General features: G+C 39.9%; 21 protein-coding genes and 1 tRNA gene. 3 read left to right on the plus strand and 19 right to left on the minus strand.

Annotated features, from left to right (window positions below; all coding sequences use genetic code 11):
• Window positions 1–2 precede the first annotated feature (2 nt).
• The 3 genes from E7B10_RS03725 to E7B10_RS03735 all read right to left on the minus strand — a co-directional run bounded on the left by E7B10_RS03725 (window position 3) and on the right by E7B10_RS03735 (window position 2,039).
• Window positions 3–719 (minus strand): site-specific DNA-methyltransferase, encoded by a 717-nt coding sequence (locus E7B10_RS03725; protein ID WP_077708639.1) that lies wholly within the window; start codon window positions 717–719, stop codon window positions 3–5.
• 202 nt (window positions 720–921) lie between these two features.
• Window positions 922–998, minus strand: a tRNA-Arg gene (locus E7B10_RS03730).
• A gap of 48 nt (window positions 999–1,046) precedes the next feature.
• Window positions 1,047–2,039 carry a 5'-nucleotidase, lipoprotein e(P4) family gene (locus E7B10_RS03735; protein ID WP_077707801.1) on the minus strand — a complete coding sequence of 331 codons (993 nt, stop codon included), beginning with the start codon at window positions 2,037–2,039 and terminating at the stop codon, window positions 1,047–1,049.
• A 270-nt stretch (window positions 2,040–2,309) separates the two neighbouring features.
• Between E7B10_RS03735 and E7B10_RS03740 the strand changes: the two genes are divergently transcribed.
• Entirely contained in the window at window positions 2,310–2,939 is a 630-nt protein-coding gene (locus tag E7B10_RS03740) for a hypothetical protein (protein WP_316055499.1), read from the plus strand.
• Window positions 2,936–3,190, plus strand: coding sequence for a hypothetical protein (locus E7B10_RS03745; protein ID WP_316055500.1), 255 nt, complete (start codon window positions 2,936–2,938; stop codon window positions 3,188–3,190). The genes E7B10_RS03740 and E7B10_RS03745 overlap by 4 nt, the downstream gene beginning before the upstream one ends.
• Window positions 3,191–3,343: 153 nt before the next feature.
• Here E7B10_RS03745 and E7B10_RS03750 read toward each other — a convergent pair whose 3' ends face one another.
• The 10 genes from E7B10_RS03750 to E7B10_RS03790 all read right to left on the minus strand — a co-directional run bounded on the left by E7B10_RS03750 (window position 3,344) and on the right by E7B10_RS03790 (window position 13,683).
• Window positions 3,344–4,807, minus strand: coding sequence for a catalase (locus E7B10_RS03750; protein ID WP_012864949.1), 1,464 nt, complete (start codon window positions 4,805–4,807; stop codon window positions 3,344–3,346).
• Window positions 4,808–5,123: 316 nt separating this feature from the next.
• Window positions 5,124–5,408: a hypothetical protein gene (locus tag E7B10_RS03755; RefSeq protein WP_004694573.1), complete on the minus strand. Its 285-nt coding sequence runs from the start codon at window positions 5,406–5,408 to the stop codon at window positions 5,124–5,126.
• An 88-nt stretch (window positions 5,409–5,496) separates the two neighbouring features.
• A complete protein-coding gene (gene dinB / locus E7B10_RS03760) occupies window positions 5,497–6,969 on the minus strand; it encodes a DNA polymerase IV (protein WP_316055501.1) in 1,473 nt (490 codons plus the stop codon).
• 2 nt (window positions 6,970–6,971) lie between these two features.
• Entirely contained in the window at window positions 6,972–7,316 is a 345-nt protein-coding gene (locus E7B10_RS03765; protein WP_004694570.1) for a helix-turn-helix transcriptional regulator, read from the minus strand.
• A gap of 539 nt (window positions 7,317–7,855) precedes the next feature.
• Window positions 7,856–9,139, minus strand: coding sequence for an adenylosuccinate synthase (locus tag E7B10_RS03770; protein WP_008602060.1), 1,284 nt, complete (start codon window positions 9,137–9,139; stop codon window positions 7,856–7,858).
• 74 nt (window positions 9,140–9,213) lie between these two features.
• Complete coding sequence (locus tag E7B10_RS03775; RefSeq protein WP_316055502.1) at window positions 9,214–9,486, minus strand: helix-turn-helix transcriptional regulator; 273 nt, start codon at window positions 9,484–9,486, stop codon at window positions 9,214–9,216.
• A 1-nt stretch (window position 9,487) separates the two neighbouring features.
• On the minus strand, window positions 9,488–9,592 hold the full coding sequence (locus E7B10_RS09565) for a hypothetical protein (RefSeq protein ID WP_287529297.1): 105 nt from the start codon (window positions 9,590–9,592) through the stop codon (window positions 9,488–9,490).
• Between the two features lie 323 nt (window positions 9,593–9,915).
• Entirely contained in the window at window positions 9,916–11,064 is a 1,149-nt protein-coding gene (locus E7B10_RS03780) for an MFS transporter (protein WP_316055503.1), read from the minus strand.
• Window positions 11,065–11,293: 229 nt separating this feature from the next.
• Window positions 11,294–12,589, minus strand: a complete 1,296-nt coding sequence (gene purB / locus E7B10_RS03785) for an adenylosuccinate lyase (RefSeq protein ID WP_316055504.1) — start codon at window positions 12,587–12,589, stop codon at window positions 11,294–11,296.
• Window positions 12,590–12,735: 146 nt separating this feature from the next.
• Window positions 12,736–13,683 carry a zinc metalloprotease HtpX gene (locus E7B10_RS03790; protein WP_004698199.1) on the minus strand — a complete coding sequence of 316 codons (948 nt, stop codon included), beginning with the start codon at window positions 13,681–13,683 and terminating at the stop codon, window positions 12,736–12,738.
• 180 nt (window positions 13,684–13,863) lie between these two features.
• On the opposite strand from E7B10_RS03790, the gene E7B10_RS03795 reads away from it, so the two are divergent.
• On the plus strand, window positions 13,864–14,274 hold the full coding sequence (locus E7B10_RS03795; protein ID WP_316055505.1) for a CAAX protease: 411 nt from the start codon (window positions 13,864–13,866) through the stop codon (window positions 14,272–14,274).
• 154 nt (window positions 14,275–14,428) lie between these two features.
• Here the strand turns inward: E7B10_RS03795 and E7B10_RS03800 are convergent, their stop codons facing one another.
• From E7B10_RS03800 to scpA, 6 genes are all read right to left on the minus strand, one after another.
• Window positions 14,429–15,253, minus strand: coding sequence for a hypothetical protein (locus tag E7B10_RS03800; protein ID WP_174892403.1), 825 nt, complete (start codon window positions 15,251–15,253; stop codon window positions 14,429–14,431).
• A 4-nt stretch (window positions 15,254–15,257) separates the two neighbouring features.
• Window positions 15,258–15,662 (minus strand): biopolymer transporter ExbD, encoded by a 405-nt coding sequence (locus E7B10_RS03805; RefSeq protein ID WP_008602049.1) that lies wholly within the window; start codon window positions 15,660–15,662, stop codon window positions 15,258–15,260.
• Complete coding sequence (locus tag E7B10_RS03810) at window positions 15,659–16,264, minus strand: MotA/TolQ/ExbB proton channel family protein (protein ID WP_174892404.1); 606 nt, start codon at window positions 16,262–16,264, stop codon at window positions 15,659–15,661. The genes E7B10_RS03805 and E7B10_RS03810 overlap by 4 nt, the downstream gene beginning before the upstream one ends.
• Window positions 16,265–16,565: 301 nt before the next feature.
• Window positions 16,566–16,823, minus strand: a complete 258-nt coding sequence (locus E7B10_RS03815) for a hypothetical protein (RefSeq protein ID WP_004698152.1) — start codon at window positions 16,821–16,823, stop codon at window positions 16,566–16,568.
• A gap of 346 nt (window positions 16,824–17,169) precedes the next feature.
• Window positions 17,170–18,423, minus strand: coding sequence for a methylmalonyl Co-A mutase-associated GTPase MeaB (gene meaB, locus E7B10_RS03820; protein WP_316055506.1), 1,254 nt, complete (start codon window positions 18,421–18,423; stop codon window positions 17,170–17,172).
• Window positions 18,416–20,605, minus strand: coding sequence for a methylmalonyl-CoA mutase (scpA, locus tag E7B10_RS03825; protein WP_004694550.1), 2,190 nt, complete (start codon window positions 20,603–20,605; stop codon window positions 18,416–18,418). The genes meaB and scpA overlap by 8 nt, the downstream gene beginning before the upstream one ends.
• Window positions 20,606–20,609 lie beyond the last annotated feature (4 nt).

Here is a 20,609-nt window from a genome sequence, read left to right on the forward strand (position 1 = left end):
AGTCATCCTTTTATTCTAGAAACAGCTATATCAAAATACTTTTTATCTAACTCAATTCCAATAAATTGTCGATTATTTTTCTGTGCTACAACACCTGTAGTTCCACTTCCCATAAATGGATCAAGTACACAATCCCCTTCATTAGATAGAACATCAATAAAGTGTTGTATTAGAATTTCGGGTTTCTGCGTAGGATGCTTCCCATATCGTCTCTCACCATTAGGGGTAACCGAAGTTTCGATAAAATCATGAATAAGTCTTCCCTGATTATTAAAAATACCCGTTCTCTTTTTATACGTAAAATATATCCAAGCCTCTGTAGAATTCACAAAATGTAGGTTCATATTTCTTGGCATAGGATTAGTTTTATGCCAAATCCCCGTTGTTTTATAATAAAATCCATGCTTCTGAGCTAATCTTATAATTGTCTCTACCTTTATAATAGCCATAAAGACAATCATTGAACCGCCTTTTTTTATAACTCTAGCTGACTCTTCAAAAAAACAATCCATAGATTTTTCCCATTCCGAAAAGTCCATATCATCCCAGCCTGCTGATCCAAAAAAATTATCTCTCATTTTACTAAGATTCGTATCGCGGTTTCTCATAAAATTTCCCAAATTATAAGGAGGATCTGTGATGATTAGATCAATAGAATTTGTATCAATTTTTTTCATTGCTACTATACAATCTTCATTATATAACTTCGTTTCTAACACTATATTATCCTTCCTAAATGGGTCCATAATAATTAATTGTACAAATTGTTTATTTACACCCTTCATTATACAAAAATACTATCAATCTTTTTATAATATAAAAAATAGACTATAAATACAAGGTTACCTATTTATAACAATATTAAATGGTAAAACAAAAAGACACAAGGCATTTAAAGCCTTATGTCTAATAGATTTTAATTGGTGCGCCTAACCGGAATCGAACCAGTGACACGCAGTTTAGGAAACTGCCGCTCTATCCAACTGAGCTATAGACGCATGTATACTTTATTATATCGTTTTTAATAAAGTATACGCAAGGCGTCCTTATTGTTGTAGGTATTGGTTATTTACTTGTTTTTGTTCTTCTGGGCTGAAGTTTTGGTAGCCTTTAGCTAATGCACTTACCCAAGATCCGTAAGCAGGGTTTGGGAATACCACAAAGGTAGTACCAAAGTCTTCTTTATGAGCATCGATGATGCTATTTCTTTCAGCTAGTGTCTTACCTTTTGTGCCGATTGGGAAATCACCGGCGTTATCGCCCATATATACAATGACATAATATTTTTTAGCAATCATATCAAAGCGAGGTTGTTTATCAGAGTCTTTTTCGAATAGTAGTACATGGTCTTTATCGACAGAGGGGAATCCTAGTTCTTTAAAGTTCTGTATCGTTACATCAAGGTTTACAGGTGCGTAGCGGTTTGAAACATAGAAGATTTCTACCCCTTGTTTATGTACTTCATTTAGGAATTCAACAGCGCCAGGCATGGCTTGCGATTTGCCTTGATGCACGGCTTGACGCCACCAAGGAGCATCAAAACGGCCATTACCATTTACAATGCTTTCACCCATCAACTTGGTATTATCCACTACGGTTTCGTCCGCATCAAGAACGATAGCTAAAGGTTTTCTTTGATGAGATGGATCAGTAACGGCCATCTTAACGGCATTCATTGCCACATTATACCCTTGATACGCCAACGCTCTGTACTCTGCAGAGGTACGCATCCATAGCAAGCCCATCGTTTCAGTTTCGGCTTGGTACTGTTGCTTTTGCTTGAGGGCTTCCTGTGCCGCTACATCATTAGCTACTACATTATTAGTTACTGTATGATTTGTTGTAGCACTAACTCCATCATTCTTAACTGCTGTAACAGTAACAGGCTGAACTGATTGAGCCTGCATTACAACAGCAGCAGAAACAGAGCTATTCATTTTTACCTTAGTCGGAGAATCCGCTTGTACCACAGGCCCTATACAAAGGCTTCCTCCAATACAAGCCACCGCCACATACCATGCCAAACTACTAGATTTCATAACTGCCTCCTATTCACATGTAACATTTCGTGTAAATTCAACACATCATATAATTCTACATAGTTATACTAAAATCCTTTTAAAATTTGTATATTTCTAAAAGCAAAAAAAGATCCTATGCACCATACCATAAATCGATTCGATTCAGATAGTTGCTTAGGCTCTTTTAGGAGTTAATAAGTACAGTTTTAAATCTATCTATGCAAAAACTATGCTATAATACAGCTATTGATGGTATTAGAGATTTCTTACTAAAGAGAGGTATATGTAATGAAACTATGTAAACGATCAATTATTATCAGTTCACTATTAGCTGTATTAGCTATATCATCTGCATATGCAGCTGCCCCTGTGCAATCTACCGAAAACACAGATACTGCTATGGTTGATATGGATTACTCCAATCTTCCAGAGCTAAAAAAATCTATCGAAAGTGCAACACCGGCTATGGTCCAATCTACTCTTGCTGCTTCTAAGGGAAAGCCTACTAAAGATAAGCCCGTCTATTCGACAGTCACTATGACCGGTAACCGTGTTGTATCCGTAAAGACCTACAAAACTAAAGAAGAACAAGAAAAGGCCATGTTAAAGGAGCGTGAACGCTTAGACAAGGTCAGTGCGGAACGTCGTGCTAAACGAAAAAATGAAACTCGCGCGGATATGCTAAAAGGTTTAAAAGCAATACCTATGTATCCACCTGTTAATGAAACACGAGCATTACAAAGCGAAATGTTCTCTCAACCATTTGGGAGACAACTCGATTTGCGTTTAGTAGAGGCCTACACACAAGATTACGACAAGGCCAAACCCGGCGATATTTATGTCTATGCAGATTATGTGGACTATACATCTAAGCAACTATTAGGTGAAAAAATGATACTACTGCTATTTCAGCCATGATTCTACGTACAATCATGAGAAAGGACGAAAATAAAGCTTTCAGCATCGATGTAAATGCGTACTTCATAGACCCAACAACGCATACGATTTCCATAAGTCGTTCTGAAGATGTAAAAGGCATCGATATCAAGAAAAGTGAAATAGCTGAAACCGTATTTAAACTACCGACACACCAGCTACAACCGGGTGATCCACAATATGAAATTGCTAAGCTCATGTATCAAGACTTAACAAGTAAAAAATTTGATTAGTAATATTTAAATACACTCTCCACAACAAAAGCCCCTCCTTACTATGAGCTACATAGCAAGGAGGGGCTTCGTGTTAGTTTAAGAAAGTTCTTTTATCGCATTAGTATTGTTTAGATAAACTATTTTAATGCTGCTTAAATAATATCTTTAATCTTATTTCACATCGCTGAAATCGATGTTCATACCCAAGGCTTTAGCAACGCCTTCGCCATAAGCTGGATCACATTGGTAGCAATGTTTTGCATGACGTTCTTTGATAAAATCAGGTACGCCATTCATAGCTGCTGCGGTGTTATCAAATAAGACTTGTTGTTGTTCAGGGCTCATGAGGCGGAACAGTTTACCTGGTTGTGTAAAGAAGTCAGAGTCGTCTTCATAGAAGTCATATTGGTAGGCTGGGCCAGATACGTCGAGAGGAGGATTTTTAAATTCTGGTTGTTCAGCCCATTCACCAAAGCTATTTGGTGCGTAGCCAATTGTAGACCCATGATTTCCATCTATACGACCTTGCCCATCTCGGTGATAGATATTTACAGGGCATTTAGCGGCATTAACAGGGATTTGATAATAATTTGCCCCTAGACGATAGCGTTGCGCATCCGCATAGGAGAACAAACGACCTTGAAGCATTCTATCAGGAGAGAAAGAGATACCAGGAACGATAGTAGTCGGTGCAAATGCAGCTTGTTCTACATCTTGGAAATAATTTTCTGGGTTGCGATTAAGTTCCATTACACCAACTTCAATCAATGGGAATTCGTCATGATACCATACTTTAGTTAAATCGAATGGATTGTACGGCATATTGTTAGCTTGTTCTTCGGTCATCACTTGGATGCATAATTTCCATTTAGGGAAATCGCCTTTTTCAATAGCCTCAAAGAGGTCACGTTGGTGACTTTCACGGTCACTAGCTACCACATTAGCCGCCTCAGCGTCGGAAAGATTTTCAATCGGCTGTTGGCAAACCCAGTGGAATTTAACCCATACGCGCTCATCGTTTTCGTTAATAAGACTGTATGTATGACTGCCGAAACCATGCATCGTGCGATAGGATTTAGGAATACCACGGTCACTCATGACGATAGTTACTTGGTGGATTGCCTCTGGCAAGCTAGTCCAGAAATCCCAGTTTGCTGTCGCATCGCGAAGATTTGTTTTCGGATTCCGTTTTACAGCGCGGTTCAAATCAGGGAATTGCAATGGATCGCGGATAAAGAATACAGGTGTATTGTTACCTACGAGGTCCCAGTTTCCTTCTTCCGTATAAAATTTTACGGCAAAGCCACGAATGTCGCGTTCTGCATCGGCCGCACCACGCTCACCGGCAACGGTGGAGAAACGTACGAATAACGGCGTTTGCTTGCCTACTTCAGAGAAAATTTTTGCTTTCGTATATTTTGTAATATCGTTAGTTACTGTGAAAGTACCAAATGCACCGGATCCTTTAGCATGCATGCGGCGTTCAGGAATCACTTCGCGCTCAAAATGCGCTAATTTCTCCATGAGCCAAACATCTTGCATCAATACAGGACCACGTTTACCTGCTGTAGCAGAATTGCGATTATCTGGTACGGGAGCGCCAAAGGCGGTTGTTAGTTTCTTTTCATTATTCATGTTACAAACTCCTACTTAGAGATCAAAATTAAAGTAATTTACTTTACATAATTTTTAAATCATATATCTCAATTACGATAAAAATTATTAATGGATAATTATTATCCATTAATATGTAATTAGAATAGCACAAATTTTTTAACATAACAACCCTAAACCTTTATAAATTTTGTATACACGATATCATTTATAATTTTAAAATGAGAATTTCAATGTTATATATTTAAATGCTGTTAAGATATACCTACAAAAATACGCAAAACAAAAAACACCTTGTTTCTACTAACTTGTAGATCACAAGGTGTTTTCATTCAATTTATGCCGGACGACTCCAGTCAACTTGTACGTCGATCGCTTCCCACATACGTGTTAAAGCTAACTTAAGATTATCCAAAGATTCTAATGGTTTTACGGTCAATCGTTCATACGTATCAAGACCTGTAGCATGCTCAATAGCATGTTCATTATTCAAGTAAGCGATTACCTTATCAACCCACTCTTGTTCAGGTAAATCTACGGACACTGTTTTTGTTTCTGTATCATAGGACAAGAAACCATTGCTGTTTACGCCATAATGAATGGCCACACGAAATAAACTCATATCTATACCTCTCTTGCGGTAATTTATTAACACTACACCCATATTGTAACACGAACAATTATATTAGCGAAAGTATTCAATATAATCTTTATAAGTCCTTTTTGACGGTCTTTTTAGGTCCTTCAATAGATGGGTGTGTATCTGCAATTGTAGACCGATTAGCCTCTTTAGTTGAGACTACATCAACATTAATAGACTCCCCATCCTCTTGATCAGGCTGTGCATCCACTGCCGCTTTCAACTCTGACCGTTTTCTGCGTATTCCATTGTCTCCGTGAAAGCGTTGCCATAACGCCCCACTCATGACAGCGGTTTCACCAAATTTAGACTCTAAGGAGTCTAACACACTAGATAGCTTATCCTCTGTTTTATCCTGTGGGGATTCAAAGAGACTGTCCTGCATAGGAACCTCCTCATCGAGACCACTCACAGTAAGACCTAATAGTCGTATAGGGCCAGGCGGATCCATACAGGTAATCCCTTTAGAACTACTACATTTAAAATTCGTAGACTTTACCTTTGTAGTGGCCCCTAACGGTTCCGTATCTTTCTTAGACTCTTTAGGCCGCTTACTCGTCTTATCCTGCATCAATTTATTCCACAGAATCAATGCTGTTTCGAAAAATACATGTTCCTGGTCTGACGGTGTATCTAGCCGCTTCTGCCGTGATACGGTGGTAAAATCATCATACCGAACCTTGATAGATACAGTATGTCCATGAAGGTTACGCCTCCGAAGCCGTTTCGATAGACGGTTTGCAAAGTACCTAAATTCTAATTCAATAGCACGGCCATCGGTGAGGTCTTCTTCGTAAGTTTCCTCAGCTCCAATTGATTGTATCTTGCGATCTGTTTCAACAGGTCTATCGTCGATACCATTCGCCAGTTCCCATATGCGCTTTGCCTGATTACCCACGAGAGGAATTAAACTACTTTCATCAGGCAAAGACTGAATATCACGCATCAGGTGAAAGCCACCTGCTTTCAAAATTTTCTCTGTCCGAGGACCAACACCCCAAATACGTTTAATCGGCAAAGGCGCCAGCACCTCTTTTTCACGACCGTATGGGATGACTACAAGACCATCGGGTTTATCTAAATCAGAGGCCAATTTAGCAAGAAATTTATTGGGCGCTAAGCCTGCAGAAATAATAAGTCCTGTTTTCTCGAATACACGATCTTTAATGGCTCGCCCTAGCGCTTTAGGGCCACTATACATGGTGGACATGCCACTCACTTCAAGAAAGGCTTCATCAATAGATAGAGGTTCAATATAAGGGGTGAATTCTTTCATGATGGAAAAAATTTGGTTCGACACCTCTTTATAGCGATCCATTCGAGGATATACGTAAATGCCATCAGGACAGAGTTTCTTGGCTCTCGAGATTGGCATCGCAGAGTGAACCCCAAATTTTCGGGCCTCATAGGAACAGGTAGCTACGACACCACGTGAAGAAAGACCACCCACGATTACGGGGTGGCCTTTATACTCTGGATGATCCAGTTGTTCTATGGACGCGAAGAATGCATCCATATCAACATGCATAATCCAACGTCTCATTGTTACGCTTCTTTTTCGTGCTCAGAAATGCGGCAGTATTTAATTTGCGCGCAAATGCACTCATCTTTAGTTTTGTATAATTGAGGGAGAATATCTAAAATATCCGCAAATGTAGCTTCATTAATGGAGTAACGCGTCCATAAACCATTACGTTGAGAGTTAACTACACCTGCATCAATTAAGATTTTCATGTGGTAACTCAACGTAGATTGAGACAAATTGAAGCTCGCTAAAATATCGGCTGCACATAATTCATTGCAAGACAACATATCGATGATGTGTAATCTTGTTTCATCGCTTAATGCCTTAAAAATCGTCGCTAAACGTTCGTAAGAAACTTCAACCATATCTTTAACTCCTCAGATCCTTATCAAAAAATATCAATCTACTTCTTGGTACTATTATATACTATTTCTTAATGTAAATCTATTTTTTTCTTTATATTTGTATCTTAATAATTTATTATGAATACAAAAAAATTATAGATAAGTAAATTTCGCCTCATTATAAACTAATTTAAGCACGTAGCTATTTGTATAAAATGAATATTTTAAACAAATTTTTATTTGATAGATTTATTTGGATATACATTTTTCTGTATATAAAACAATTACGTCCTATTATTCCTTATATATTCCTCGATATGCTCACGCTTTAATAACTATAAAGCATACTTCGATATACCGCACTACTGTAGCAACCTAAAGAATTAGATATAGAGGATCCACATTTGTATTCTACATCCATTCAATACAAAAGACCCCTCTGTGAGGGGTCTAATCTGTATAATTCTATAAATCGATTGCATAGCGAGAAATGTTAAAATATATAACACTCTATCAATGCTACCAAATGCAAATTTTCTATTATATCAAATTAGTATAGCTTAGAATACATTTACTAAATCGATAGTTTGGCTACGGTTAGGACCAACAGATACAATGCCTAAAGGCACGCCTGTTACTTCTGCAATACGTTCTACATATTTACGAGCATTTTCAGGCAATTTATCATATTCACGGATACCAGAAATATCAGTTTCCCAACCTGGCAATGTTTCGTAAACTGCTTCACAAGCTTCAAGATCTTTTAAGTTAGCTGGGAACCCTTCTACGTCTTTACCATTCAATTTGTAACCTACACAGATCTTCAATTCTTTAAAGGTATCAAGAATATCCAAACGTGTAATAGCTAAGTAATCAAGACTATTAAGACCTGCTGCGTATTTTACAACCATGAGATCTAACCAACCACAACGACGAGGACGACCCGTTACAGTGCCAAACTCATGACCAAGTTCACGGAGATTATCGCCAGTTTCGTTAAGAAGCTCTGTAGGGAATGGGCCTGCACCAACACGTGTAGCATATGCTTTTACAACACCAAAGATGTTTTTCAAGTAGTTAGGACCCACACCAGCGCCGGTGGAAGCGCCACCTGCGATTGGATGAGAGGATGTTACGAATGGATATGTACCATGATCAAGGTCGAGCATAGTAGCTTGAGCACCTTCGAACAATACCTTTTTATCCTCTTTTACAGCTTTAAGAACAGCCGCATTAGTATCTGTTACATAAGGTTTCAAGGCTTCAGCGTATTTGATGTAATCCGCTAAGATTTCATCGTAGCTAACAGGTTCAGCATCGTATACCTTAGTAAGCATTTTATTTTTGAACTCTACATTGTACGCTAATTTTTGTTTAAATGTTTCCATATCATACAAATCGCAGATACGGATACCAATACGATTGATTTTATCAGCGTAGCAAGGACCAATACCATTTTTAGTAGTACCGATTTTAGCATCCCCTTTAGATGCTTCTTCCGCAGTATCTAGAGCGATATGGTATGGCATGATTACATGTGCACGATTGGAAACTTGAAGGGATTTAGCAGATCTGCCTTGCTTTTCAAGACCTTCAATTTCTTGTAGCAGAACTTTAGGGTCGATAACAACACCAGTACCCACGATATTTTGTTTGTTATCGTATAAGATACCACTTGGTAAAAGGCGAAGTGCAAACGCTTTATCATCAACTACAACAGTATGACCCGCGTTATTACCACCTTGACTGCGCACCACAACATCCGCACGTTCTGCGATCCAGTCAACAATTTTACCTTTCCCCTCGTCACCCCATTGAGTGCCGATAACCATACTAGTTGCCATATCTATATCCTCCATATGAAAGTCTAAATAATTCAATATCATTATACAACAATGTTCGGATTCTGTGAAAGTATTTATACAAATTCAATTTTTAGTTTCTTCCCAAACGCATGGGCTATTTTCTGTAAAGTTTTTAAGGATGGATTGCCATTACCATTTTCAATCTTACTAATATCAGACTGTGTAATACCTGTTAACCCAGATAATTGCATTTGCGTCATATGTGCTGCTAATCGCGCCTCAACTATATTCTGAATAATTTGGTACTCATCATCTAACGCATCCCACTCTTTCTTAAACTTCGGATTTTTTAATTGTTTCTCTAAATATTGATCTAACGTTTCCATATTATGTATACCTCTCAATATAGTCATTTTTATATTTAATAGCTAATTCAATTGCACTCTTTGGTGTTTTTATAGATTTCTTTACAAAACCATTTGTTAAAACAATCTTTCTAGCGTATCCCCACTTAGAGTTTCATAAAAAACAACAGAAAACGTATCCATATTATTCCTCCTAATACTAGAAGAAATCTTTACTTAATTATATGTTAAAACATATATCAAGTAAAGATATTAAGATATATAAAGTCAAAGTCTTACTATATCCAATATAGATATCTGGTTCATTAAAGTAAACAAATAGGAGGTGACCAATGGTCACCTCCCATGTATTGACATTTTATCGAGTCAAAATATTCTATTTTAGTTCTTTTATACGATTTTGCTACTTACATGTTATTATGTCTTTAATATGACCCTATTGCATTGATGTTATTTTGGTTCTTTTAACCAGAAGCTCATAAGCAAGCCTATAACACCTACTGGTATCAAGGTCATCAATGCTGTTTGTACGTCATAGATATCTGCTAGATGTCCTACATAAGGAGCCACAAGGCCCCCTAAAGTAATGCCAAGACCTAGCGTAATACCTGATGCAAAGCCTCCATTTTTTGCAAGGTATTTTTGACCTAGTACCGTAATTGGTCCGTATTGTGAGAATACGCCAAAGGCCATTGGAATCATGGCACCGAAGAAGCCCCATATATTAGGCACAAAGATAAATACTAAAACAGAAGGCAAGAAAATCAGATTACCTAAGCGCACAGTTTTAAGAAATCCCAGACGGTCAGATAAGGCCCCTCCCATATAGGTAAGGACGGCACCCATCGCAAAGTACAAGGTAAGCGCCAAGCTCGATGTACTGGCGCCTCCATTGATAACGGTAATGTACAGAATCAGAATGAAGATAGATAATACAGAGAATAATATAGATCGAGAGGCTATGACAAAGAATAGCTTCCCGAAGCTAACCCAATCATTTGTGCCCATGTTAGCAGATTTAGCACGGCTTTCACTTTCACAGGTACGAATCGTATCTGTTTCACCCATAAAGGCATACATATACAGCAATACGCCTAACAAGGCGATAGCGGTAAACACCCATAAGAAATGTCCGCCAAAGACGTAAACACCACCAGCAATAAAGGGTCCCAACGCAAAGCCCGCACTGCCCCCAACTGCAAAGCGGCCCATGGCGTTGCCGATTTCATGAGATTGCGTACTATTTACAAGAAGAGCCGCCTCGGGATGGAATAACGCGGCCCCTACCCCGGCCAAGAGCGACAAAGCAAGAATCATCTCGTAACTCGTAGCCAATGCCATAGCGCTAATGGACACGAGAGTCACCGTAAACCCAACGGGAATAAACCAGGGCACGCGCCACCGATCTGCCACATAGCCCAATACAGGCTGTGCGATGGAAGCCACCACGGTATTACAGAAAATGATGGAAGCCGATTGATAGTAATTAAGTCCAAAGTTAGCGATAAAAAACGGTATGAGGGCCGCCAGCGAACCTTGACCAAAGTCATTAATGCAGTGGAAAATAGGCGGTCCGTATTTTCGTACAATACGTTTCATATAACCTCCTAAAACAAATAGATGGTTTCTAATGTAAGACGAGTATATAAAAGCCTGCTAGAAAACTAATTTATAATTATCTGTTAAAATAATATACTTCTATCTAAAATGGCATATTGCTTCCAAAACAAAAAAGGTAGATATAGCCAACACCTAATGCATGTACCATAGGCTTGTTGGTCTATACCTACCCTAGTCTTTCATATGTTATGTGGGAAGTACCCTACAATTATAGGCCAAAGCGAGCCATGATTGTATCTACATGTCTTAGCAATTTATATGGGTCAAAGCATGCATCAATTTCCTCATCAGTCATGTACTTCTTAATGTCTTCATCAGCTTTTAAACCTGTTGCGAAATCTTTGCCTTCAAGCCAGCGTTCCATAGCATGTTTTTGAACCCAACGATATGCTTCGTCACGTACCGCACCTTTGTCGACAAGATGTGTCAAAATTGTTTGGCTGAATACGAGACCCCCTGTAAGGTTAAGGTTTTTAAGCATAGTTTCAGGGTATACCAACAACTTATCAATGGTGCGAATGGTTAGGTGCAACATATAATTTAACGCGATTGTCGCATCTGGCAAGATAACCCGTTCTACAGAGCTATGAGAAATATCGCGTTCATGCCACAATGCTTGATCTTCGTAAGCAGATTGTGCGTAACCACGAAGCAAGCGAGCCATACCACAAATTCTTTCACATGTAATAGGGTTGCGTTTATGAGGCATCGCAGAGGAACCCTTTTGTTTAGGGCTGAAATACTCTTCTGCTTCGCGCACCTCTGTACGTTGTAAGTGACGGATTTCTAAAGCGATTTTATCCAATGTGCCGCCTACAACAGCAATAGTGGACAATAATTCAGCGTGGCGGTCACGTTGTACTACTTGTGTAGCGATTTTAACAGGTTCAAGACCTAATTTTTCGCATACGTATTGTTCTACGAATGGATCGATATTGGAGTATGTACCAACTGCACCAGACAATTTGCCAACAGCAACGCTTTTACGAGCATGTTCCATGCGTTCAATATCACGTTCTACCTCTGCCATCCACAATGCCAATTTCAAGCCGAATGTAGTTGGTTCGCCGTGAATACCGTGGGTACGGCCAATCATAGGTGTGTATTTGAACTCCGCTGCACGACGACGCAATACTTCGTGCAAACGCTTTAAGTCATCAATTAAGATATCGCAGGCTTGTTTCATCATATACCCAAGCGCCGTATCTTTCACGTCTGTAGAGGTAAGGCCAAGATGGATGTATTTAGCCGCTTCAGGACCTACGTATTCACCCACTGCTGTTACGAAGGAAATGATATCATGGTTTGTTTCCTTTTCGATTTCATGAATGCGCTCAACGTCGAAATTGCCCTTTTCCCGAATTGTTTTCGCCGCTTCTTTAGGAATGACGCCCAACTCAGCTTGTGCCTCAGAGGCGAGGGTCTCCACCAATAACATTGTATCGAATTCGTTGCGTTCGCTCCAAATATGGCCCATTTCTTCTCGTGTATAACGTGGTATCATGATATCTCCTTTGCATGATAAAAGCTAGATTTATAGGATTATTGTACCATATGTGAAAGCTCCATTCAACGAACGGGTCTAAATTTTCCGAATGATAATTATATTAATTTTACTTATTGTTCGTATTTATTAAATTAATTATCACTTTAACGATTTTCTTTAAGACTTTGCTTGAGATTATATACCTCTATCCCTTCATTGATACGTTGTATTCGCTTAATCATTTTTGGATGAGTAATAAACAAGCGACTGAAAAATCCTGTACTTTCACAATCATATAATTCACCATTCTCTAGAATACCAATTTGTTCAGTAGCAAGTCCTAATGAAACTAGACCATCACGCAGCTCCCGCCCCAAACCAATCGAAACGGCATAGGCATCAGCAGCATACTCTCGACGACGGCTATCAAAATAATAGGTAATCCACTTCGGTAATAGAAGTACATATTTCACGATTGCAATCATAACGATAAGAATTAATTGAATAATACGTACTACGATATTAACAATTGGTATAATAGCCAGTATATTTAAAGCAAAATTTAGATATATTACAAGATTTAAAATTAATTGCCCTAGTCGATCCATAGCATAGGTAATGGTTAAATAGATAGTATCACGATGTCGTAAATGGCCTAATTCATGGGCAAGAACACCTAATAAATGCCGTTTATCTAACGAATACAAGGCTCCTGTATAAATCGTAATGTGATTTAATCCAGATGCAAAGGCATTAATTTCCTCATCTGTACGCATGCGCAATATCAGTGAGTTACGTGCTACACCGCTAAATGCACATAATTCCTCAAACAGCGGTTCAATATATTCAGATTCTTCTGCATTTGGTTTTCTTTCACCTTGCAATACATGGACAATCCAACTAAAAGGTGGCAAAAATAATCCGATGGCCACAATAATAGGCAACGCAAAGGATATAATAATATATACATCGAGCTTATCCACTAAATGTAGCGGTTTTATAAGCCAGTCCCATGAAAACGGATACACATATTGAACTACAGATTCTAAAATAGGAAAAAATACAAATACAATAATAACATTAACAATATAGGTAAGAATAACTTGAATCATAATCTCTCACTTTGATTTCTCATATAGTCATATAATAATAAATTAATCAATACTATATCATAGCTATACATTGTGATATATAATAAACATACAGACTAAATGTACTGCAAATAATTGCTCAATCTATACACGAGCTTTATACTAATAATAACAAACATTTCTACTATGGGGGAGGCTTTCATGGCAACTTTAAATCGTAAGGAACGCCGCGCACAGCGCAATGAATCTAATACTATAGGTATTCTATTACGTCTATTCTTTGGGCTCAGCTTTATCGGCTTGGCGGTAGTCCTTTTTGGCGAGTTTGATTACAACTTTATCTTCTCCATCTTTACGGCAGACATCGTAGTATCTTTAATTTACGTAATGATGAATAGATCCCGAATTACTACATCGTTAGCGGTACATACTAACGTACGCGTTATCATTGCATTTCTCATCATGTTGATTACCATGTTCTTCTACGCTTTCGCATTGTGGCGAGCTGATCAATTCAGCACTCCTATGCAGGTCACATTATTCATCGGCGGCGCCATCGTATATCTAGCCGTCTTCAACTCCACGAAAACAATACTTACCAATCAAAATTAATACAATACATATAATTAATCCTTGAAATATAACTCAACATGACTCAGATAGAACAAGTATTTCATAGTAATACATAGTATCAATCAATACAATCATTTTTTACAACCATAACAAAGAGGCATATCCCATACTAATGTATGTAAGATATGCCTCTTTATTGTCCTAATACAACAGGAACCGCTAGATATACAGGTTCCCCTCTTCGATTGATAATAGAACCACTGCTTTTAACAATGCGTATTGCTTCCTCTTTGACTGGTTGCGGCACATCTTCTGCGATGAGCGGTGTATGTTCTCCTACGATGACATGTCCATTAACGTCAAAGTTAACGCGCACTACAACCTTACCTGTTACGATTGACCCCTTCCCCTGTTCTTGTACAGTTCGTAAATATTCTTGGGGGTTGATATCCGACTTTTGTAAAAGCGCTTGTTGACCTGGTGTTAGGAGTCCCCACGCAAGATCAGATAGGAAGGATAAATCACTAGCTTCGGCAAAGCCGTTTCCATTGGCATTCGGATCAGATGTTATATCCTTACCCATAGGAGCATTGTCAGGTTTAGAGAATTTCCCGTCTTTGGAATCATTTCCACCCGTAACTACAGCTTGTTCATTATTAGTCGTTTCCGATTCTATGGCCTTTGGAACGGCCCATTCACGACGAGCATTAGATGTAGTCTTATTGGCATTTAAATTGTGAGCACTTTCATCACCTGTATTTTCCGTTACAAGAGGATCTGCCTTAGGCGCAGGCCCTTCTGGAGTCGGAGGTTCAACCGGTGGCTTATCCTTAGGTATAGGCTCAATAGCCGTAGTTTCCGCATCACTATCCTCAGGCAGATGAAAGCTAACCTCTGCAGCATCATAAGCCACACCGGTTCCAACGATGCCACGCAAGGAAAACCCCATGCCAGAGATAAGCATGATGGTAATGCCTAAAGATACAATAAAAGGTTTCAGATAATGTGATTCAAACATGGAATCACTTCCGTTCCGTAGCGACGCTAATATATTTAGCACCGTTCACCTTGAGCATGTCCAAAAGCTCGATAACATCGTTATAATATACATCTTTTGAAGCACGAATCACAAAGGCCTGTTGAGGTGCTTGTGTAACGATAGATTTGACCTCTTGCGCCAAGCGATCCGAAGAGATTTCCTGATTATCGATATATAGCGTGTGCGTTGTGGTTAAGGTAATGGTGATAGGTTCGATAGATTTCGCCGTAGACGACGATGCAGATGGTAAATTTAGCGGAATTTGTTGCTCTGTATTCATATACAGCGTGCCTACCATGAAAAATACCAATAAAAAGAATACGATATCAATCATGGGAATAATCATGATGGTAGGCTCTTTTTTAACCCCTAATGTGCGTCGTCTCATATATCATGTTCCTCATTGTACGCATCAAGGATGTTGCCGCACTCATGCTCTAATGTCGCCACAAAATCGTTGACCTTCGCCGCACAGTAACTGTGAAAGCCAAGGGCAATAATGGCCACGGTCAAACCTGTAGCCGTTGCCACCAAGGCTTCAGAAACACCACCTGTAATAATGGTCGGAGCCCCAATATCGCCACCTACCACGGCAAACGCACGAATCATACCGAGGACCGTCCCCAGCAACCCCAATAACGGAGCCATTGTTACAATCATGCTGAGCCAACTAAGGCCGCGTTTTAAACGTTCATCAGCGTACGACACTACATCTTGAAGGCGGTTTTCCAAGCCATTATAATTCTTTGCACTGCGGATAGCACGGGCAAATAAAGAACCAAGTTCCTCTGTATCCCGTTCCAAAACACTTGGTAACATAATCCAAGATTGGTTTTTCTCTAAGACCTTATTAAAACGGTGCAAATCCTTTGTAAACTTGCGATATAGAAAGATACGTTCAATGCCAATCATCAAGGTAAACAGTAAAAAAATCACCAGCGGATACATAACAAATCCACCAGCTACAAATAAATGCGCTATACTACTCATACTAACCTCCAAAAGCCACATACCTTTAGGCTCTATCCGGGTTAATTATACCACGTTTTATTCCACCAAAAACAGATATAGAGCGTAAAACCACAACATAAATAGATATAGGACGACTTGCAAGATAAATATAGACTATTTCGCTAGATAGACATAAGCTAGCTAAAGTCCATAGGATAAAATTAGGGTTATAGGGCAAAACCAACACGTTTTGTCCTATAACCCTAAAATTAAAATACAAAAAGGCTGCACTAGAAATGATATACATTCTAGTGCAGCCTTTTATGCGTTCCTAAATAGATTAGTCTTTTTTTATAAAGCCTACAATGAAGCCACCTACTGACAGTGCAATGCCTAAACCGCTACAGAACATGCCAATAGAATACCACAATGTGTAAGATTGGTTATTCTCAGAAATCGCCTTTGCTGCCGCTTGAGCATTTGTAGCATTTCTCGCAATTTCCAAATTAGCCGCCCCTGGATCTGGATTTAATAATAGAATCGCAATACCAATAATTAGAACGACTACACCTACAGGTAATAATAGTTTTTTGTTCATTTGAATGCCCCTCTCGTAACATTAAACGATTAATAAATAATATAATTTAATTATACACTGACTTTTGCATTTTAAAAAGATGAACTTATATATTTATCATCTTTTATTAGACAATTAATGGGAACTAGTTATTATGACATAGAAAAAGGCATAGTATGCAACTACTATTGGTCCAAATCCAACAGTGAAATTCATACTATGCCTTTTACAAATACATCTTTAATTATATCGAAATACATACGATTGCTAACGGAGTGCGTATTAAGATAAGTTATGCCGGCTTATCTAATATATATTTAGCAATACCATATATATTTAACAATACAATATGTATTTACCGATCTACTTATTGTAAAGACTTATCGAAAACGCCAATAAGCTCTTCAACGGCTTGAGATTCGCTCATTTCACCGCCTAAGACAGCATTTTCGACTTCGCCCATGCGACCTTGAATGACTACATTGTTAAAGAATAGGTTGTGCAAGTGTTCGTCAATCATATCACGTACCCAACGGAGGGATTGTTCTTGACGGCGTTTTAAGAAGACCCCATTTTCTTTACCTTGTTCAGTAAATTCTTGGATGACATCCCACAATTCATCGAGACCATCCTTCGTAACAGCTGAACATGTATAGGCTTGGGTCTTCCATTTTTCCGTAGCCGGACGGATATAATGCAACATCCGATCGTAGTCGCTGCGGGCAATGAGAGCTCGTTTGAGATTGTCTCCATCAGCCTTATTGACCACAATAGCATCGGCAAGTTCCATAACGCCTTTTTTGATGCCTTGCAATTCATCGCCTGCACCCGTCAATACGATGAGCATAAAGAAGTCTACCATGGAGCGCACAGTAACTTCACTTTGCCCAACCCCAACGGTTTCAACGAGAATTATATCGTACCCAGCAGCCTCGCAAAGTAGCATAGTCTCTCTACTTTTACGAGCCACACCGCCTAACGTACCACCAGCCGGCGATGGACGAATATAAGCTTCAGGATGTTTCGTCAACGTTTCCATCCGCGTTTTATCACCCAAAATACTGCCTTTTGTGACTTGGCTCGTAGGGTCTACAGCCAGTACGGCAACCTTGTAACCCGCTTCAATGAGCATGTTACCGAAGGCTTCAATAAACGTACTTTTACCGGCCCCAGGCACACCAGTAATACCGATGCGCAATGCCTTGCCCGTACGAGGCAATACGGCTTGCAACACTTGTTGAGCTAGTTTGAAATGGTCCTTATTATTACTTTCTACTAATGTGATAGCCCGTGAAAGTATAACGCGGTCCCCCTGCTCGATACCGCGTACATAATCAGCGACAGTTAATTTCTTTCGCCGCTGTACGGGACGTACCGCCGGAGCCAGATGAGCAGAGCTAGATAAGAGGCCGTCATGCATTTCCTTGACGCCTTTCATTACGTGACACGCATAAGTGTCATCTTTCTTCGCTTCTTCTGGCACCCAGTCGGGACGATAGGTACTACCCTCGGTGCTTGCGTTTTTTACACCTAATTCAGGGGCCTTGCCTTCACCAGTGGTGAAAGTTGCGTCCTGTGTATTGCGCAATTCATCCGGAGTAGACCGTTTGTTATCAGTCATGAGACTCGTCTTGAACGTGACTAGTCAATGTTTCTAGTAATTTTTTCGCCGCTACTGGCAAAACTGTACCAGGGCCAAAGATAGCCACTGCGCCATGTTCGCGTAGGAATTCATAGTCCTGAGCAGGGATTACGCCGCCGATGGCAACTAAAATATCTCCACGGCCCCGCTTGTTGAGTTCCTCTACAAGTTGAGGCAATAATGTCTTATGCCCCGCCGCAAGAGAACTAAATCCGACAATATGAACGTCATTATCCACCGCATCTTGTGCTGTTTCTTCTGGAGTTTGGAACAAAGGTCCGATATCCACGTCAAAGCCCATATCCGCGAAGGATGTAGCGATTACTTTCGCACCACGGTCATGACCGTCTTGACCCATCTTCGCAATCATGATACGAGGACGACGACCTTCGAGTTCTTCAAAGTTATCCGCCATTTGACGTACTTCTTTGATTACATCGTCATCTTCAAATTCACTGGAGTATACACCGGAAATAGAGCGAATAACCGCTTTATGACGACCGCATACCTTTTCAACAGCAAAGGAAATTTCACCCAAGGATGCACGGGCACGAGCCGCTTCAAGCGCAAGAGCAAGCAAGTTGCCTTCGCCCGATTCTGTAGCCTTTGTAATCGCTTCAAGACAGGATTGAACCTTTTCTTCATCTCGGTTAGCACGCAATTGTTCGAGACGACGAATTTGCGCTTCCCGTACAGCCGTGTTATCTACGTCGAGGATATCCAATGGGTCTTCTTTATCTAGACGATATTTGTTGATACCAATAATCGCTTCACGACCAGAGTCGATACGAGCTTGGCGACGTGCAGCAGCTTCTTCAATACGCATCTTAGGAAGCCCTGTATCGATAGCTTTCGCCATACCGCCAAGAGATTCAATTTCTTGAATATGACCCCAAGCGCGACGAATCAATTCATCTGTCAACGCTTCTACATAGTAGGAGCCGCCCCATGGGTCGATAACCTTACATACCTTAGTTTCATCTTGGATGTAAAGCTGAGTATTACGCGCAATACGTGCGGAGAAGTCCGTAGGCAACGCAATGGCTTCGTCAAGCGCATTCGTATGTAGAGATTGCGTATGGCCCAAAGCCGCGCCCATCGCTTCCATACATGTACGAGCCACGTTGTTGAACGGATCTTGTTCTGTAAGAGACCAACCAGATGTTTGGCTATGTGTACGAAGTGCCATAGATTTAGGATTTTCAGAGCCGAAACTATTGATAATCTTAGCCCACAACATACGAGCTGCACGCATTTTTGCCACTTCCATGAAGTAGTTTTTACCGATTGCCCAGAAGAAGGACAAGCGTGGCGCGAACTGGTCAACGTGAAGGCCCGCATTAACACCAGTACGGATATATTCGAGACCATCGGCCAATGTGTAACCTAATTCGATATCCGCAGTAGCGCCCGCTTCTTGCATATGGTAGCCGGAAATGGAAATACTGTTGAACTTAGGCATGTACTGGGATGTATACGCAAAGATATCGCCGATAATGCGCATGGACGTAGCTGGAGGATAAATATAAGTATTACGCACCATGAACTCTTTCAAGATATCATTTTGGATTGTACCAGCCATAACCTTTTTATCTACACCTTGTTCTTCACCAGCCAAGATATAGAACGCCATTACTGGCAATACGGCGCCGTTCATGGTCATGGATACAGACATTTGATCAAGTGGGATACCGGAGAATAGAATTTCCATATCGAGGATGGAGTCTACCGCAACACCCGCTTTACCAACGTCACCTACTACACGAGGATGATCGGAGTCATAACCACGGTGAGTAGCAAGGTCAAAGGCGATAGACAAACCCTTTTGGCCCGCAGCCAAGTTACGACGATAGAACGCATTGGATTCTTCCGCTGTGGAGAAACCAGCGTACTGACGTACTGTCCAAGGACGAGTAACATACATTGTGGAATAAGGTCCACGCAAGAATGGAGGTACACCAGCCATATAGTCAAGGTGTGTCATTCCTTCATAATCCATCTCTGTATAGAGAGGTTTTAATTGGATTTGCTCCATTGTTGTATTATATAAATCTTCAAAGCTTTTTCCTGTTTCTTTTTGAAGTTCAGCAAGCCATGCATCGCGAGATGTTGCTGTCTGAGATCCCAAGCCAAGAGAGGAGAAGTCTGGATTTTTAAACATGAGC

Origin of the sequence: Veillonella sp. (genome assembly GCF_032470285.1) — a bacterium.
Classification (GTDB): Bacteria; Bacillota; Negativicutes; order Veillonellales; family Veillonellaceae; genus Veillonella.

What these genes read in the sequence shown, in the direction of transcription:
- E7B10_RS03765 (WP_004694570.1), bottom strand. Translation starts at nt 7,316, where the DNA reads ATGGTTGAAGTTTCTTACGAACGTTTAGCGACGATTTTTAAGGCATTA.
- E7B10_RS03770 (WP_008602060.1), bottom strand. Translation starts at nt 9,139, where the DNA reads ATGGCAACTAGTATGGTTATCGGCACTCAATGGGGTGACGAGGGGAAA.
- E7B10_RS03775 (WP_316055502.1), bottom strand. Translation starts at nt 9,486, where the DNA reads ATGGAAACGTTAGATCAATATTTAGAGAAACAATTAAAAAATCCGAAG.
- E7B10_RS03745 (WP_316055500.1), top strand. Translation starts at nt 2,936, where the DNA reads ATGATTCTACGTACAATCATGAGAAAGGACGAAAATAAAGCTTTCAGC.
- E7B10_RS03800 (WP_174892403.1), bottom strand. Translation starts at nt 15,253, where the DNA reads ATGTTTGAATCACATTATCTGAAACCTTTTATTGTATCTTTAGGCATT.
- E7B10_RS03750 (WP_012864949.1), bottom strand. Translation starts at nt 4,807, where the DNA reads ATGAATAATGAAAAGAAACTAACAACCGCCTTTGGCGCTCCCGTACCA.
- E7B10_RS03755 (WP_004694573.1), bottom strand. Translation starts at nt 5,408, where the DNA reads ATGAGTTTATTTCGTGTGGCCATTCATTATGGCGTAAACAGCAATGGT.
- E7B10_RS03810 (WP_174892404.1), bottom strand. Translation starts at nt 16,264, where the DNA reads ATGAGTAGTATAGCGCATTTATTTGTAGCTGGTGGATTTGTTATGTAT.
- E7B10_RS03795 (WP_316055505.1), top strand. Translation starts at nt 13,864, where the DNA reads ATGGCAACTTTAAATCGTAAGGAACGCCGCGCACAGCGCAATGAATCT.
- E7B10_RS03735 (WP_077707801.1), bottom strand. Translation starts at nt 2,039, where the DNA reads ATGAAATCTAGTAGTTTGGCATGGTATGTGGCGGTGGCTTGTATTGGA.
- E7B10_RS03780 (WP_316055503.1), bottom strand. Translation starts at nt 11,064, where the DNA reads ATGAAACGTATTGTACGAAAATACGGACCGCCTATTTTCCACTGCATT.
- E7B10_RS03740 (WP_316055499.1), top strand. Translation starts at nt 2,310, where the DNA reads ATGAAACTATGTAAACGATCAATTATTATCAGTTCACTATTAGCTGTA.
- E7B10_RS03790 (WP_004698199.1), bottom strand. Translation starts at nt 13,683, where the DNA reads ATGATTCAAGTTATTCTTACCTATATTGTTAATGTTATTATTGTATTT.
- purB (WP_316055504.1), bottom strand. Translation starts at nt 12,589, where the DNA reads ATGATACCACGTTATACACGAGAAGAAATGGGCCATATTTGGAGCGAA.
- E7B10_RS03815 (WP_004698152.1), bottom strand. Translation starts at nt 16,823, where the DNA reads ATGAACAAAAAACTATTATTACCTGTAGGTGTAGTCGTTCTAATTATT.
- E7B10_RS03805 (WP_008602049.1), bottom strand. Translation starts at nt 15,662, where the DNA reads ATGAGACGACGCACATTAGGGGTTAAAAAAGAGCCTACCATCATGATT.
- scpA (WP_004694550.1), bottom strand. Translation starts at nt 20,605, where the DNA reads ATGTTTAAAAATCCAGACTTCTCCTCTCTTGGCTTGGGATCTCAGACA.
- meaB (WP_316055506.1), bottom strand. Translation starts at nt 18,423, where the DNA reads ATGACTGATAACAAACGGTCTACTCCGGATGAATTGCGCAATACACAG.
- dinB (WP_316055501.1), bottom strand. Translation starts at nt 6,969, where the DNA reads ATGAGACGTTGGATTATGCATGTTGATATGGATGCATTCTTCGCGTCC.